The organism is Lactobacillus sp. HMSC08B12 (assembly GCF_001808415.1).
Classification (GTDB): domain Bacteria; phylum Bacillota; class Bacilli; order Lactobacillales; family Lactobacillaceae; genus Lactobacillus; species Lactobacillus delbrueckii.
The window spans coordinates 1-16513 of record NZ_KV793206.1 but is presented as its reverse complement, the minus strand read 5'-3'; the positions used below and the strand labels follow the sequence as shown (position 1 = coordinate 16513).

Below are 16513 nucleotides of genomic sequence, written 5' to 3'. Positions count from 1 at the left end.
TCTATTTACACAAGAATTTATACTGAACCAGAAAAAATAAGCAATAAAACAAGTAACAAGTAATAACCAACGTGATAATTTTTTAGCGAGGAAACAGAAAAATGCAAACAGCAGCAGTTAGACACAGACCTGAAAGCGAAGATTGCTACCTGGTGACGACGGAGACCATGAAGCTGCGCCTGCACACGGGCCGCGACGTCAAGGCAGTCTACGTTCACTATTGCGACGTCCACGAACCCTTGACCAACTTGAAAAAGCAGGCCATGGACCTGGCCGGCCACGGCCAAGTAAACGACTACTGGGAAACGACGGTGACCTTGCCTTTGCACCGGGCCCAGTACGTCTTTGAAATTCACGGTGAAGACGGCGAGGAATGGGTTTATGGTGACCGGGGCTTCAGAAAGAACGAAAAGGAAAGCTACGAGGACCCGAACAACTACTTCAAGCTCCCTTACTTCCACGCGGTCGACATGACCAAGAGCCCGGACTGGGTCAAGGAAACGGTTTGGTACCAGATCTTCCCGGAACGCTTTGCCAACGGGGACAAGAGCAATGACCCGGAGGGCGTTAAGGACTGGAATCCAAGCGACCACCCAGGCCGGGAAGACTACTACGGCGGTGACCTGCAAGGGGTGCTGGACCACTTGGACTACTTGCAGGACTTGGGAATTAATGGCCTGTACTTCTGCCCGATCTTCAAGGCCAGCTCCAACCACAAGTACGACACGATCGACTACCTGGAAATCGACCCGGACTTTGGGGACAAGCAGCTTTTTGCCCGCTTGGTCAACGAAGCCCACGCCCGGGGGATGAAGGTCATGCTGGACGCGGTCTTCAACCACATGGGCGACTCCTCCATGCAGTGGCAGGATGTCGTGAAAAACGGCCCTAATTCCCGCTTTGCCAACTGGTTCCACATCAACCGCTTCCCGGTTGAACCGTATGACCCAGCCGATCCAAGCTACGAGACTTTTGCCTTTGAAAAGCACATGCCGAAATTGAATACCGCCAACCCGGAAGTCGTGGACTACCTTTTGACGATCGCGACCTACTGGGTCAAGGAATTCGATATCGATGCCTGGCGGCTTGACGTGGCTGACGAAGTCGACCACCAATTCTGGAAGAAGTTCAAGGCCGCTGTTACGGCCATTAAGCCGGACTTCTACGTCCTGGGCGAATCCTGGCACTCCAGCCAGTCCTGGCTGAACGGGGATGAATTCTCCGGTACCATGAACTACCCATTCACCGGCCAGATTGCTGACCACTTCCTTAAGGGGACGCAGGACGCCAAGACCATGACCGAATTATTGACTGACCAGCTCTTCTTATACAGAGAGCAGAGCAATTCAGCCATGCTGAACGTTTTGGACTCCCATGACACTGCCCGGATCAAGACGGTAGCCGGTGAAGATGAAGACAAGGCCCTGCAGGCTCTGGCCTTCACCTTCATGCAAACCGGTTCTCCGTGCATCTACTACGGGACGGAAATGGGCATGAGCGGGGACAACGACCCTGACTGCCGCAAGCCAATGGACTGGAGCCAGGCAGGCAGTCCGGTCTGGCAGGCAGTTCAAGCGATCATCGCCTTCCGCCGCCAGCACTGGGAAAGCCTGAGCAAGGGGCAGACCTGGCTGGAAGTTGAAGAAAACGGTTTGATCCATGCTAAGCGGACCGGCAAGGAAACGATCGAAGGCTGGTTCAACACGACCGGGCAAGCCGTCAGCTTAAGCGCGGAAGCCGCTTTGAGCCGGGGCTATGAAGCCGGCCAGCTGGCAAGCAAGGGCTATGTTCTGAGTGTGAAATAGAAGCTGTTAACGGTAACATAAAAACAAAGCTTGTTAGCGTTTGCATGTTAGCTGATAATGATTACAGAATGATTTGAGCGAGGAAGAACAGTGATGAAAAGAATTTTTGAAATTGATCCCTGGAAATTGACCAGTCATACCTTTTCAAAAGAAGACAAGCGTCTTCAAGAAAGCATGACTTCAATTGGCAACGAATACATGGGCCTGCGCGGCAACTTTGAAGAAGGTTACAGCGGCGACAGCCTGCAAGGCACCTACTACGCCGGCGTCTGGTTTCCGGACAAGACCCGGGTCGGCTGGTGGAAGAACGGTTACCCGGACTACTTCGGCAAGACTTTGAACGCCCCAAGCTTCATTGACCTGCCAGTGACCATCAACGGCCACAAGCTGGACCTGGCAACTGATAAAATCAGTGACTTCAGCTTGAGTCTGGACATGCATCAAGGTTTGCTCACAAGAAGTTTTATTTATGAAGGCAAGGACTGCCGGGTTCAATTTACTTTCACTCGCTTCCTTAGTTCCGTCATCAAGGAAGCTGCCTTGATCAAGGTCAAGGCCACTGTCCTCAGTGGTGAGGCTGACCTGCAGATTGCCAGCCACTTGAACGGGAACGTGGTTAACGAAGACAGCAACTACGAAGAAGGCTTCTGGGATGCCTTAAATGAAGATGCTAACGGCCGCAGCATCCAGCTGCGGACCAAGCCAAACAACTTCGGCACTCCGCAATTCACGGTTCTCTTGAAGGAAGTTACCCGGGAAGACGGGGAAGTCATTTCCGGTGACGTGACGACTGCCAGCGGTGAAGTCAGCGAACTGTTCGCTAAGACTTTGACCAGCGGCCAAAGCTGGGAACTGGAAAAGGACGTCATCGTCATCACCAGCCGGGACGTGGCTGATGAAGAACAAGCCGCCAGGGCTGATGAATTGATGGCCAAATTGACCAGCAAGACTTTTGCCCAGAACCTGGCCGACCATGAAGCTGTCTGGGACAAGCGCTGGGCAAGCTGTGACGTGACGATTGACGGTGATCCGGCCGCTCAGCAGGGGATCCACTTCAACATCCTCCAGCTCTTCATGACCTACTACGGTCGTGACCCGCGCCTTAATATCGGGCCGAAGGGCTTTACCGGTGAAAAGTACGGCGGTGCTACTTACTGGGATACCGAAGCCTTCATCGTGCCAATGTACCTGGCCGTAGCGCCTAAGGAAGTTACCAAGTCCCTCTTGGAATATCGGCACGAACAATTGCCGGGTGCCTTCCATAACGCCCGCCAGCAAGGCTTGAAGGGTGCCCTCTTCCCAATGGTTACCTTCAACGGGATTGAATGCCACAACGAGTGGGAAATCACTTTTGAAGAAATCCACCGGAACGCGGACATTCCATTCGCTATCTACCAATACACCCGCTACACGGGCGACGACTCCTACGTCAAAGATGAAGGCATGGATGTCCTGGTTTCAACCGCCCGCTTCTGGGCTGACCGGGTCCACTTCTCCAAGCGCAAGGGCCAGTACATGATCCACGGGGTAACCGGTCCTAACGAATACGAAAACAACGTTAACAACAACTGGTTTACCAACACCATGGCCAAGTGGCTTCTGGGCTACACCCTGGAACGCTGGCCACTGGCCACTGAAGCAGCCAAGAAGCGCCTGCAGGTAACTGACGAAGAACTGGCCAAGTGGCAAGACATCGTCGACCGGATGTACCTGCCGGAAGACAAGGAGCTGGGCATCTTCGTCCAACACGACACTTACTTGGATAAGGACCTCAGAAGCAAGGACACCATCCCGGCTGACCAATTGCCACTGAACCAGCACTGGTCCTGGGACAAGATCCTGCGGTCACCGTTCATCAAGCAAGCCGACGTTTTGCAAGGGATCTACTTCTTGAACGACCACTATACCAAGGAAGAAAAGGAAAGAAACTACGACTTCTACGAACCAATGACGGTTCACGAAAGTTCCTTGAGCCCGTCAATTCACGCCATCCTGGCTGCTGAACTGGGCAAGCAGGACAAGGCGGTTGAATTTTACGAACGGACTGCCCGCTTGGACCTGGACAACTACAACAACGACACGGTTGACGGCCTGCACATCACTTCCATGAGCGGGAGCTGGCTGGCCATCGTGCAAGGCTTTGCCGGCATGCGCTACAACGAAGACGGCATCAGCTTTGCCCCATTCCTGCCGAAGAAGTGGTCCAGCTACAGCTTTAAGATCAACTACCGCGGCCGCATCTTGGCCCTGGAGGTTGAAAAGGACAAGGAAGTCAAGCTGACCCTTCTCTCTGGTGAAGACTTGCCAGTCAAGGTTTGGGACCAAGAAGTAACTCTGAAAGAAGGACAAAGCCAATGCTTAAAGGATTAATTTTTGACCTGGACGGGGTCATCACTGACTCAGCAGTCTACCACCTCAAGGCTTGGCAAGACCTGGCCCGCGGTATCGGGATCGAACTGCCGGAAGAATTCGGTGACAAGCTGCGCGGCTTGTCCAGAATGGATTCCCTGGAAATCATCCTGGAATACGGGCACAAGGAAAATGACTACAGCCAGGAAGAAAAAGAAGCCCTGGCAGCCAAGAAGAACGCGGCTTACGTGAACGCGGTCAAGAACATGACCCGGGCCGATATCTTGCCAAAGATGGACGATCTGCTCAAGCAGGCCAAGGGCCAAGGGCTGAAGCTGGCTCTGGCCTCAGCTTCCAAGAACGCTCCTTTGATCTTGAAGCAGCTGGGACTTGCAGACATGTTTGATGCCCGGGTTGACCCGGCTACCCTCAAGCACGGCAAGCCGGATCCGGAAATCTACATCCGGGCCCAGGAACTGCTTGGTTTGGAGAAGAATGAAGTAATTTCTTTTGAAGACGCGCCAGCAGGCGTAGCGGCAATCAAGGCGGCCGGCCAGTTCGCGGTCGGGATTGGCGATCCGATCGTTTTGAAGGGGGCCGACTACATCGTTGGTTCAACCAGCGCCTTGGATTTGACCGAGATTGAGAAAGTTTTTGAAGCAGGGAATTAGGTAAGAAAAAATGGTGAAAATCAACTTAAATCACATCTACAAGAAGTATCCAAACGCGGATGACTACTCAGTTTCAGACTTTGACCTGCACATTGGCGACCATGAATTCATCGTCTTTGTCGGCCCGTCTGGCTGTGGTAAGTCAACGACCTTGCGGATGATTGCCGGCTTGGAAGACATCACTGAAGGGACTTTGGAAATCGGCGGCAAGGTCATGAACGACGTGGCTCCCCGCGACCGCCACATCGCCATGGTTTTCCAGAACTACGCCCTTTACCCGCATATGACGGTTTACGACAACATGGCATTCAGCTTGAAGCTGCGCCACTACGACAAGGCCGACATCGACAAGCGGGTCAAGAACGCTGCTGAAGTCCTGGGCCTGGCCCACTTGCTGGAACGGCGTCCAGCCGACTTGTCCGGTGGTCAAAGACAGCGGGTTGCCTTGGGGAGAGCGATCGTGCGTGACGCCCCGATCTTCCTGATGGACGAACCTCTGTCCAACCTTGACGCCAAGCTCCGTGTCTCCATGCGGGCGGAAATCGCCAAGTTGCACCAGAAATTGAAGACGACCACCATCTATGTTACCCACGACCAAACTGAAGCCATGACTCTGGCTGACCGGATCGTTGTCATGAACGCCGGCCGGATCCAGCAGATCGGGACGCCGAAGGAAGTCTACAACAAGCCAGCCAACCGATTCGTTGCCGGCTTCATCGGGTCACCGCAGATGAACTTCTTCAACGTGACCTACAAGGACGGTTACATCGACGACGGCCAGGGCATCAAGCTCGAGGTGCCGGAAGGCCGGGCCAAGGTTCTGGATGCCAAGGGCTACAACGGCAAGGCTATTGTGATGGGCCTGCGGCCGGAAGACATCCACATGGAAGAAGCCTTCCTGGAAACCTGGCCGGAAGCAGTCGTTTCCGCCAAGGTTGTCGTTTCCGAATTGCTGGGTGCAACCAGCCAGCTCTACATGAACGTTGACAAGACCGAATTCGTCGGCGTTGTCAACGCTCGTGACTTCCACAAGCCAGGTGACAGCGTCAAGGCAGGTTTCAACCTGAACAACGCCCACTTCTTTGACAAGGAAACGCAAGTAACGATTACCGATTAATTCCAGCAAATATCGGACGCTTAAGAAAAATTAATTCAGCTAATCAACTTGCAGCTAAAGGCTGCAAGGTGATGTAAAAAATAAACAATTGTTTGTTTAGGAGGAAAAAATGAGTTTCTTTAAAAAGGCTGCTTTGAGCAGCGCAGTAGTATTGGCTGCCTTGAGTTTGTCAGCATGCTCCAAGAGCAGCAGTAGTTCATCATCAACTGCCGACAAGAAGGCATCATTGACTTTGTGGGTAGACACTGAACAAGTACCCTACTACAAGGACATTGCTAAGGACTTCCACAAGAAGTATCCAAACATTACCGTTAAGGTTACCCAAAGTCCTAACGGTTCCGCTAACGCCAAGACTGACGTTGGTAAGGATGCTTCCAAAGCAGCCGACGTCTTTGAAGTTCCAAACGACCAATTAGGCCAAATGGCAAACGCTGGTTACATCAACCCGCTGTCACCAAGTGACACTGCCAACATCAAGAAGAACTATGTCAGCCAGGCTTCCAAGGGTGTTACCTGGAAGGGCAAGGTTTACGCTTACCCATACGCTCAACAAGCCGACACGATTTACTACAACAAGTCCAAGCTGTCAGCTAATGATGTTAAGGACTGGGACACTTTGACTTCCAAGGGTGTTCTGGCTACTGACTTCACCAACGCTTACACCATGTGGCCAATCTTCTTCTCAGCTGGCACTACCCTGTACGGGGAAAACGGTGAAGACCTAAAGGGGTCAACTTTCAACAGCCAAAACGGTGTCAACGCTTTGACTTGGATTGCCAAGCAAAAGAGCAACAAGGGCGTAATGCAAACTTCAAACGCTTTAAACCAATTGAAGAAGGGCAATGCTGACGCCATCATGGACGGCCCATGGAACGCTGCCAACATCAAGAAGATCTTGGGCAAGAACTTCGCTGTTGCCAAGTACCCAACTGTAACTGTCGGCGGCAAGAAGAAGCAATTGGAAGCCTTCTTGGGTATCGAAGGTTTCGCGGTTAACTCCCACACTTCAAACGCCAAGGCCGCTTCACAATTGGCTGCTTACATCACCAACAAGAAGTCACAATTGATCGCCCACGAAAAGGCTGGTCAAATCCCAGTTTTGAAGAGCGCTGTTAACTCAAGTGCCGTGCAAAACGACCCAGTTGCCAAGGCCGTTATCGAAATGGCGCAACCGGGCAACTCAGTTCTGCAACCAAAGCTGCCGCAAATGGCAACCTTCTGGGACGGTGCAGCTCCTCTGATCAGCGGTACTTACGACGGCAAGATCAAGCCTAGCCAATACAAGGCGCAACTTGCCAAGTTCTCAAAGAAGATTTCTCAAAAGTAATTTAATTAAGCAGTAACAACTTTAATTAAGCTTGAGAAGGAGAGTAATGAAAAATGTTTAAAAGAAAAGGACATGTTCCTCCGACAGCCAGCTACAAAGAAGTCTGGTCCAAGGGGGACGCGGCTGATAAGCTGTCCTTCTTCTTCATGGGCGTCAGCGCCCTGAAGAATAAGCAGTGGGCCAAGGGGTTCAGCCTGCTGATCAGTGAAATTGTTTTCCTGGTCTGGTTTATCTTTAGCGGGGTCAGTGCCCTCAGCATGCTGAGCAACCTTGGGGAAAACAAGACCAAGAAGGTTGTCTTTGACCAAGCGCAAGGCGTTTACGTGACCAAACAGCCAGACAACTCAGTCTTGATCCTCCTCTTCGGGATCATGGCCCTCTTCCTGGTCATCGGTTTCATCTGCCTCTATGTCACAAACTTGCGCTCAACCCGGGCCAACTACATCAAGAAGCGTGATGGCAAGCACATTGCCACCAACAAGGAAGAACTGGCCAGCCTGCTGGACTCCCGCCTGCACGCGACCTTAATGTTCATTCCTATGCTGGGGATTCTTTTCTTCACTGTTTTGCCAACTGTCTTCATGATTTCCATGGCCTTTACCAACTACGACCGCCAACACCCGATCGGCTTCTCCTGGACTGGTTTCCAGGCCTTCGGCAATGTTTTGAGCGGGGACCTGGCCGGGACTTTCTTCCCTGTCCTGGGCTGGACCCTGATCTGGGCCGTAGCTGCCACGGCAACCACCTTCTTAGGTGGGGTTCTCCTGGCCCTCTTGATTGAATCCAAGGGGATCAAGCACCGGAAAGTATGGCGGACGATCTTCATCGTGGTTTACGCCGTACCGCAATTCGTTTCCTTGCTACTGATCGCGCAATTCCTGGACGCGCAGGGGCCTTTGAACACCCTGTTGCAAAACTGGGGCTGGATCTCAGGGCCGCTTCACTTCATTGACAATGAAGCTGCCCCTTGGGTAGCCCGGCTGACGGTTATCATCGTCAACATGTGGATTGGTATTCCGGTTTCCATGCTGGTTTCTATGGCGATTATCCAAAACCTGCCACAAGACCAGATTGAAGCCGCGAGAATCGACGGGGCTAACGTCTTCCAGATTTTCCACAACATTACTTTCCCGCAGATCCTCTTTGTGATGGGTCCGTCCTTGATCCAGCAATTCATCGGCAATATCAACAACTTCAACGTTATCTTCCTGCTGACTGGTGGTAAGCCAATGAACAACAACTACAACGGTGCCGGCTCAACCGACCTTCTGGTCAACTGGCTCTACAACCTGACCTTCGGTCAGCAGCAGCGCTACAACGCCTCAGCCGTTCTGGGCATCTTGATCTTCATCTTGAGTGCGACGATTTCCTTGATCGCTTACCGTCACACCACTGCGTTTAAGGAGGGATAAAATTGAAGTCTTACTCTAACCAGAGAAAAGTATCCCTTTTCTTCAGATATTTATTGCTGACGATTTTAGCAATTTTGTGGCTGATCCCCATCCTCTGGATCGTTTTGGCCAGCTTCTCATACAACGATACTGGCTTTATCTCAACTTTCTTCCCTGAAAAATGGACCTTCCAGAACTATATCGGGATCTTTACCAACTCCCAGTTCCCATACCTGCACTGGATTATCAACACTTTGCTCGTGGCCATCATTTCCGCCACTCTGTCAACCTTCATCCAAATCACGGTTGCTTACGTCCTGTCCCGCTTACGCTTCAGACTCCGCAAGCCATTCTTGCAAATTGCCCTGGTTTTGGGCATGTTCCCTGGTTTCATGTCCATGATCGCCCTTTACTACATCTTGAAGGGGCTGAACATGCTGAACCTGGGCGGCTTGATCCTGGTCTACGTCGGTGGTGCCGGCCTTGGCTTCTACGTTGCCAAGGGTTTCTTCGACACGATCCCGCGGTCACTGGATGAAGCAGCTGAACTGGATGGTGCAACCAAATGGCAGATCTTCACTAAGATCGGCCTGCCGCTCTCCAAGCCGATGATCGTCTACACAGCTTTAACGACTTTCATGGCACCATGGGTAGACTTCATCTTCTCCGGGATCATCCTCTCAACTTCAGGTGACCCAAAGACCTACACGATCGCGTATGGTCTGTACAACATGCTTTCTTCTTCAAAGGGGAGCGCGACGGCCTACTTCGCCCAATTCGTGGCCGGCTGTGTCGTCATCGCTATCCCAATCACGATCCTCTTCATCATCATGCAGAAGTTCTACGTCAGTGGGATTACTGTAGGTGCTGACAAGGGTTAACGCACAAACCCGAACAACATTTTATTTAATCCTTGCCTTCTCAGCGAAAAGAATCTGAGAATATCTCGGATTCGATTAAAGAAAAACAGTGGAAGCTTCCTCACGAAGCTTTCCACTGTTTTTTTGTCTAAAAATATCAAAAAATTACGGCTTATTTAAGGGGCCGGTAGAAGTCGATGCCACTGGCGGCAGCGTAATCGCCGGTCGTTTCCAGAATGCTGAGGCGGACAGCCTTGGCGCTGACCCCTCTGAGGCCGATAACCTTGTTCTTGCAGTCGCTGTTAAACTGGTAGTCAGTTCCGTAGCTGGTGAAGTTTTCCCCATCGGTGGAGATTTCCACCCGCATCCGCAAAGGCCGGCCATCCCGGCTGCTGGCTCTTGGCACGTAGATCAGCTTGTTTAATTCTGTTTGGTCCGGGAAGCTGAAGGTCAAAGTCAACGGCTGGTCTTCGCTTGGTTTGCCCGTGCTTTGCCAGTCGGTTGCCATTCTCCGGTCCAGGAGGTTTTTCAGCTGGTGGCCGCTTGCGCTTTCCTGGCTGGAAGTGACTTTGACATTGGAGATGATAAAGTCCCGCGGGTCCCGCTTTGTCTTGACCTGCAAGAGGTCGGACCATTCGGATACCTTGTAGCCAGCTTCATAGCGCAGGCGCAACCGGTAGCCAGTGTTGGCGGCCAGGTCGGTAAAGGTGAAGATGTTCCCGCTGATCCCGGTGTAGAGCAGTCCGTTCAATTCAATCTGGACACTAGGCGTCCGCTGGGTCCACTTGACCGTCAAAGAGTGGGCACTGATCTTGTCCCGGTCGACTTCAACCTTGCCCGGCAGGGGCAGGGCGGCGTCGGTTATCTGGTGAACCAGCTGCTCATTGGCGAAGCGGAAGTTGTTGACCAGGATTTCCAGCTTTTCCTGCTTGATGTCCCGCTCCTGCAATTTGATGATCAAAGCCGGGCGAGGCGTTGCGCCCAAGTCCTTGAAGCCTTCCGGCCAGCAGAACTTGTTGTCGTAGTAGAAGCCTTCCTTGGCTCTTTGCAGGGTTTCCGGCGTGCCGTATTCAGTCAAGGTAACGACTTCCTCGTCGCCGGCCCGGAGCTGGATTTCATCTGGGTGCTGGTCACAGTATATATAAAAGAAGGTTTGCTCTTTAATGGCCATGTTCGGGTAGTAGCCGGTGGTCGGTTCGATGATCACGCGCAGCTTGCTGTCGGCCACATGGGTGCGGATGACGGTTTGGGCGCTGTTGTGCTTGTAGTCGCTTTGGTCGTTGTCGCTGTAGGTGCTGATGGTGGCGTCGCCTTGCGGGTAGAGAACGAAGCGCCGGCTGCCCAGGTCGAAGATGCTGCCGCCTCTGACGAAGACGGGCAATTGCCAAAGGGGGTACTTGCGCTGGTTGTAGACCCGGCCGCCCATCAAGCGGTCGCCGGTAAAGAGGTCGATCCAGACAGTCTGCTTGTCGGGCAGGTAGATCCGGTCGCGGACGCTTAGGCCTTGATTGTCAGACTTGCCGTTGACGATTGGCGCAACAAGCAATTGGTCGCCTAGCATGAATTCATCAGCAAAGTCCCGGCCGTATCCAACCTGTTCATGCGGAAAGGCCATAAGCAGGGGCCGGACCAGGGGCAGGCCGTCCTGGGCCTGGCGGCTGAGGGCATAAAGGTAAGGCTTCAGCTGCTCACGCAGGCCGAGGTAGGCCTTCATGATCCGGGAGACCTTGTTGTTGAAGGCGAAAGGCGTCTTGCTGAGGGGGCTTTGGTCGTCAATAGCGAAGAAAAGCGGGGTAAAGGTCTTCCATTCCAGGTCGCGGACGGCAACTTGGGCATTTTCCGGGCCGTGCTTGCCGCCGGCAGCGGCCCCGATGAAGGGCAGACCAGACAAACCAGCACCTAATAAGGTAGAGATTTGCGTTTTGATGCTGGACCAGTCACCGCTGACATCGCCGAAGGCCAGGGCAGCCTGGCTTTGGTAAGGAAGGAGGCTGTCGCGGATCAGGGTAAGGGGCTTGGCTTTCGGATTTTCCTTAGCCAGGTCGGAATTGACGGCGGTCAAGTCGCTGCTTGGGTCGTCGACCGCGGCAAATTCGCTGTGGTGGGCTAAAGGCTGGCCCTTTTCACTCCAGAAGCCTGGATGGCAGTTGCGGCTTTGGGCATAGCTGGCAAAGGCGGCAAAGTCATCGGGCTTAGCGGCAGTTTGGCTTTCGTAGTTGGGGATGATCCAGGATAACGGGAAGCCCCAGCGCTGGTAGCGGTCCAGCATGGCCCGGGCGGAGAACTGGTAGTCCTTTTCCCCGTTTAAGCTTGGCAGGTGGCCGCTGTTTTCCGTCTTTCTTGTGTAGTAGCGGTTGTCTTCAAAGCGGACTGCTTCATGGCCCTTGCCGTCAGCTTCTTGCCAGGAGCCGTCAAGGAAGTTGCCGAGGTGGCCGAAAGAGAGGGCGTAGCTGGGCAGCATGAAGGGCTTGCCGGTCAAATAATAGAAGCTGGACAGCAATTCTTGCGGAGAGTTTCCTATTATATAGTAGCTGTCAAAGACCGGGGTCCGGTGGCTGAGGATGGTGAGCTGGGAATTTTGCCGGCCGAAGTCATAGTGGCCAGTCGCGGTCGTGTTGCGCAGTTCGGCAAAGCCGGCGTTGGTCCAGAAGAAAGGCACGGCAGCCAGAACGCCGTCAGCCCCGGTGATACCGTCGGTCTTGATGGTGATTTTTTCACCCTTGTGGCTGAAGTGGCCGTTTTGGACCCCGCCGCCGTAGTAGTATTCGTTTTGCCCTTGCTTCAGGATTTCGATGCTGTGCTTGCCGCTCAGTTCGAGGGCGGAAGCTTGGACCATCCGCGGCCGGTGGACAGACTCGTCAAAGATGCTGAAGCTGCCGGTTTTCTGCTGGAAAATCAACTTGCAGCTGCCAGTGGTGATGATGAACATGTCGCTGGTCGCGTGAGCCGTGGCCCGGGCGAAACATTGCGGGTCGGGCTCAATGTCTTTGACCAGCATGTCGTCAGTTTCGGCAAATTCTTGACTTGGATCCAGCCAGTAGCGGAAGATACCATTAGCAATCAAGTAGACGCGGGCGATCTCGCCGGTCGTGTAATGAAGCTCATAGTAATTTTCACGCTTATTGACGCCAACCAGTCTTCCTAATTGATGTCTTGAATTTTGCAGGTCTGCAGTCATAATCTTTTTCCTTTATGTCATGAAATATCTAATCTAATTATAGCCAAAAAGCCGGTAAATTGGAAAAAATAGCCTATACCAGTTTGGGTAACCAGGAGACAGACAATTACTTTGTAGAAAAGAAGTAGTTTATTGCTCCTTAAATTATCTGGCTAACAAATATTATGAAGTCTTAAATTGCTACGATTTTCAAGAATTATATTATAGTAATGCTAAAAGACGTGCTGGATTACTACTGGTGTAAACAAAAATGTGATACAAATGGTGTAATGGCACGATATAAATGGTGTAACTAACTACGGAAGAGCTGGCGGATCATCCTGTTTTTGATTTTGATTCGACTGGGCTCTTGCCTATGCTTATCTTTGGGTTAGATGAAGACCTGGTCCGGTCGCAGGGCTTTTTCTTCAAAGAATCCAATAGCTGATCTTTAACTGCCTGAAACGGGCAGTTTTATTTTTGCTCATTTTTTAGCAAAGCATTGACTAAAATGCTTACAGAGTTAAGAATAATAGAAGGAAAAGATTGTTTTACTAAGGAGAAAAAATGCGCTATTACATTCATGCTGATCAGTTTTACCTGCCAAATGGCCGGGAAAAAGGCGGCTATTTAGAGATTGTTGATGGTAAATTCGGGACCTACCTGCCAGAAGGCAGCCAAGTGCCGGACGCGGTGGACTATACTGGCTTTAGCGTGGCACCGGGCTATGTCGACACCCACATCCACGGTTCTGTTAAAGAAGACGTGATGAAGAGCGACTGGGAGGGGATCAACCGCCTGTCTGAAGCCTTGCTGAGCGCCGGGGTAACCAGCTGGCTGCCAACGACGGTGACCGCGTCCAGTGAGCAATTGGCTGAAGTCTGCCGGATGCTGGCTGCTCACCAAGGAGAAGAGAGCGGGGCTAAGATGCAAGGGATCCATTTTGAAGGCCCATTTTTTACGGGAGAACACGCGGGGGCGGAAAATCCAAAATACATGATGGATCCAAGCCCGGCAGAACTGGACAAGTGGCTGGAAGCGTCAAAGGGGATGCTGAAGAAGATCTCTCTTGCCCCAGAACGTCCAGGAACGCCAGCTTTCGTAAGCTACGCTGTCAGCCGGGGAGTCAAGGTAGCCCTGGGCCACTCTAGTGCCAGCTATGACCAGACTAAGGCAGCTGCACAGGCTGGGGCAACGATTTTTACCCACACCTTTAACGGGATGCCGGACTTCTCTCACAACCAGCCAAACATTGCCAACGCGGCCATGGCACTGGAGAACATGGACAACGAACTGATTGCTGATGGGCACCACGTCACGTCTAGCGCCATCAAGGCCCTGCTGGCGGCTAAAGGCAAGGACCATATTGTTTTGATCACTGATTGCATGGAAGCCGGGATGATGCCGGATGGCGACTACATGCTGGGGGAACTGCCGGTGTACGTCAAGGACGGGATGGCACGCCTGAAGGAGGGCGACAACCTGGCCGGCAGCGTCTTGCAACTGAAGGACGGGGTGAAGAACCTGGTTGACTGGGGCTTGGCCGGCAAGGAAGAGGCTGTGTTGATGGCCAGCTATAACCCGGCCCGCAGCCAAGGCCTCTTGGACAAGTGCGGGGCAATTCGTCCGGGCCTGCCAGCTGACTTCTTGATTCTGAAGGATGACATGTCCCTGGTGAAGACCTACTTGAATGGGGAAATCCGCTGGGAAGAATAATATCGAAGCTCGCTGCTGGTCAGCGGGCTTTTTTGCTGCCATTCACCGGCATAGATGACCATTCATCATCATTTGCGGTTTTGGAACTGCTTTTAGGGATAGAATTGCGGTGTTGAAACAAAGGAGGATTAAATCAAATGAGAAGAAAATTGAAGAGAAATATTGTAGTTGTCTTAGGTGTTCTACTGTTGCTTCAATTCAAGGGTACGGTTAAAGCAGATGTTGGAACTAGTAATAGTGATAATGAGTTTGTGAAAGCGTATTCTATTGGGCGTAGTAAAGGAATTCTTACAGACGATAATATGACGGAATCAGACTTTGTCAACCTGTGCAAGAATACAGTTTATCCACGATATCTAAAGTATAGCTATGAATATCCGGGTATGTCTTTTGAAGATTACTTGGCTGAAGATAATTATGAAGTTCCTGTTCAAACAACTGAAGATAAACCTATTGTTATCAATCATAAATCTTCAACGGCCTCAACTAATAAAATTAGTTTGTTGGGTGTATCCGCAAATAGAGATTATAAGATGAAGGCTGGTGATATCTTGGTTTGTTATGGGACTAGTTCTTCTAGTAATTCAATTCCAAATCATGTTGGCCATGCTGCCATTGCTAGCTCTTCTAGCCATATTTTAGAGATGCCAAATATTTGGTCACATGCGACTCATGTAGGAAAGGCGAGTTGGTTTGCTAAGCATACAAAAGGAAAAGATTATGTTGCGGTTTACCGAGTGAAGAAACATCCGCATTATGCTGAAGATGCAGCTGGATACGCATACCATGATATGTATATTAACAACAATCCTAAATACCTACTTTCTCCTAATCTATATGATAGAACAACGAGCTACTGTTCCAAGTATGTCTACTGTGCATGGTATTATGGTGCAACTAAGGATTCTGTAAAGCATTACAATACAGGACATTATGTTTTGCCTCACAGTTTCATTGGTAATTGGAAAGGTTCTTTCGTAGCATCATATGTTTATAAGGTAACTGAGTACTAAGGTGACAAAAATGAAAAAGAGAAGCTTCTTACTTCAAAATATTGTACTTGTTCTGATGAGTGTGTATTCAATTATGATGTCGATAGTGGCAATTAATAGCAATTATTATAATGGACAAGAGCTACTTAGCCTAGCGGCATATATACCATTGCTTTTATTTGTACTTGTGGACATTACTGCCTTTTTTGAAGAAAAAATTCCTTTTAAATGGTTGTTTTTGTTGGCTACTTTAAATCTTATATCAGTATTTAGCTTTACCGGTGCAAAAATAACGACCTTTTTCAGCTCTCCGTCTCTACTTTCTTATTTGGTTAATAGCGTTTCTGTCTTTTGCTTATATTTGTTAGAAAAGCCAGCATATTTTGGAAATGATACTAAAGCAAATTTACGATATATTTGTTGGTCAATGCCTGTACTTGATCTGGTCATAAATATTTTTATTATCTGCTTTGATTAGGAAGAAAAAACGCGCTGCTGATCAGCTAGCTTTTTTTGCCATTCAACGGCGCAAACGACCATTCATCGGCATTTGCGGTTTTGGAACTGCTTTTTGGGATAGAATTGCTGTGTTGAAACAAAGGAGGATTCAACATAATGAAGAAAAAGTTATTAGTAAGCACTGTGTTGGTCAGTGTGATTTCCTTTATGTCTGTATCACCGGCATTTGCAGCTACAGCTGTTGACAGCGATGTGATCAAGGAGAATATTTCAGTTGACAATGAGAATTGGACTCAAGGAATGGTTGAAGAGCAATGGACAGCAACTCATTCATCACCATTGTTCCCATCACTTTATTTGTCAATTGGTAAGCATGTTCGCTATCCTGCTGAAGGGGGGAAGTGGACATATGGATTTTGGAATGCAAAAGTACACTCTGAATACAAGGTAAACAAGAAGCATGGGTCAACAGTCGTGTATATTGATAGAAAAGGAAAAAAGCACAAACAGCGGTCAATTAATACGGCTGCTGGCAAAACATCCATTGCCGAAGTTTGGGCAATTAATCTGCCAAAGACCATTGATCGATACTATTACCGAATAGTCAAATAGTAAAAGTCTGGAAACATCTTCTTGAAGTAACTAGTGTAGCGTCATGATGATATTTTG

Annotated in this window: 12 protein-coding genes; 11 read left to right on the top strand and 1 reads right to left on the bottom strand. The window is 50.5% G+C overall.

What is annotated here, in order from left to right; translation table 11 throughout:
- Positions 1-101 precede the first annotated feature (101 nt).
- From HMPREF3168_RS08335 to HMPREF3168_RS08305, 7 genes are all read left to right on the top strand, one after another.
- Positions 102-1805 carry a glycoside hydrolase family 13 protein gene (locus tag HMPREF3168_RS08335; protein WP_070489577.1) on the top strand — a complete coding sequence of 568 codons (1704 nt, stop codon included), beginning with the start codon at positions 102-104 and terminating at the stop codon, positions 1803-1805.
- Between the two features lie 93 nt (positions 1806-1898).
- Complete coding sequence (locus HMPREF3168_RS08330; protein WP_070489575.1) at positions 1899-4175, top strand: glycoside hydrolase family 65 protein; 2277 nt, start codon at positions 1899-1901, stop codon at positions 4173-4175.
- Entirely contained in the window at positions 4160-4825 is a 666-nt protein-coding gene (gene pgmB, locus HMPREF3168_RS08325; RefSeq protein ID WP_003616652.1) for a beta-phosphoglucomutase, read from the top strand. The genes HMPREF3168_RS08330 and pgmB overlap by 16 nt, the downstream gene beginning before the upstream one ends.
- A gap of 10 nt (positions 4826-4835) precedes the next feature.
- A complete protein-coding gene (locus HMPREF3168_RS08320) occupies positions 4836-5942 on the top strand; it encodes an ABC transporter ATP-binding protein (protein WP_070489573.1) in 1107 nt (368 codons plus the stop codon).
- A gap of 109 nt (positions 5943-6051) precedes the next feature.
- Positions 6052-7269, top strand: a complete 1218-nt coding sequence (locus tag HMPREF3168_RS08315; protein WP_070489571.1) for an extracellular solute-binding protein — start codon at positions 6052-6054, stop codon at positions 7267-7269.
- A gap of 53 nt (positions 7270-7322) precedes the next feature.
- Positions 7323-8681, top strand: a complete 1359-nt coding sequence (locus tag HMPREF3168_RS08310) for a carbohydrate ABC transporter permease (RefSeq protein ID WP_035184017.1) — start codon at positions 7323-7325, stop codon at positions 8679-8681.
- A 2-nt stretch (positions 8682-8683) separates the two neighbouring features.
- The gene (locus HMPREF3168_RS08305) at positions 8684-9541 is read left to right on the top strand and encodes a sugar ABC transporter permease (RefSeq protein ID WP_070489569.1); all 858 of its coding nucleotides are present in this window, start codon (positions 8684-8686) and stop codon (positions 9539-9541) included.
- A 151-nt stretch (positions 9542-9692) separates the two neighbouring features.
- Here the strand turns inward: HMPREF3168_RS08305 and HMPREF3168_RS08300 are convergent, their stop codons facing one another.
- Positions 9693-12698, bottom strand: a complete 3006-nt coding sequence (locus HMPREF3168_RS08300; RefSeq protein ID WP_070489567.1) for a TIM-barrel domain-containing protein — start codon at positions 12696-12698, stop codon at positions 9693-9695.
- 546 nt (positions 12699-13244) lie between these two features.
- Here HMPREF3168_RS08300 and nagA point away from each other — a divergent pair.
- From nagA to HMPREF3168_RS10500, 4 genes are all read left to right on the top strand, one after another.
- Positions 13245-14393: an N-acetylglucosamine-6-phosphate deacetylase gene (gene nagA / locus HMPREF3168_RS08295; RefSeq protein WP_070489565.1), complete on the top strand. Its 1149-nt coding sequence runs from the start codon at positions 13245-13247 to the stop codon at positions 14391-14393.
- A gap of 137 nt (positions 14394-14530) precedes the next feature.
- The gene (locus HMPREF3168_RS10805) at positions 14531-15406 is read left to right on the top strand and encodes a hypothetical protein (protein WP_003611701.1); all 876 of its coding nucleotides are present in this window, start codon (positions 14531-14533) and stop codon (positions 15404-15406) included.
- A gap of 10 nt (positions 15407-15416) precedes the next feature.
- Complete coding sequence (locus tag HMPREF3168_RS08285) at positions 15417-15863, top strand: hypothetical protein (protein ID WP_035174904.1); 447 nt, start codon at positions 15417-15419, stop codon at positions 15861-15863.
- A 137-nt stretch (positions 15864-16000) separates the two neighbouring features.
- Positions 16001-16456: a lactococcin 972 family bacteriocin gene (locus HMPREF3168_RS10500; RefSeq protein ID WP_003611647.1), complete on the top strand. Its 456-nt coding sequence runs from the start codon at positions 16001-16003 to the stop codon at positions 16454-16456.
- The last annotated feature ends 57 nt before the right edge of the window (positions 16457-16513 follow it).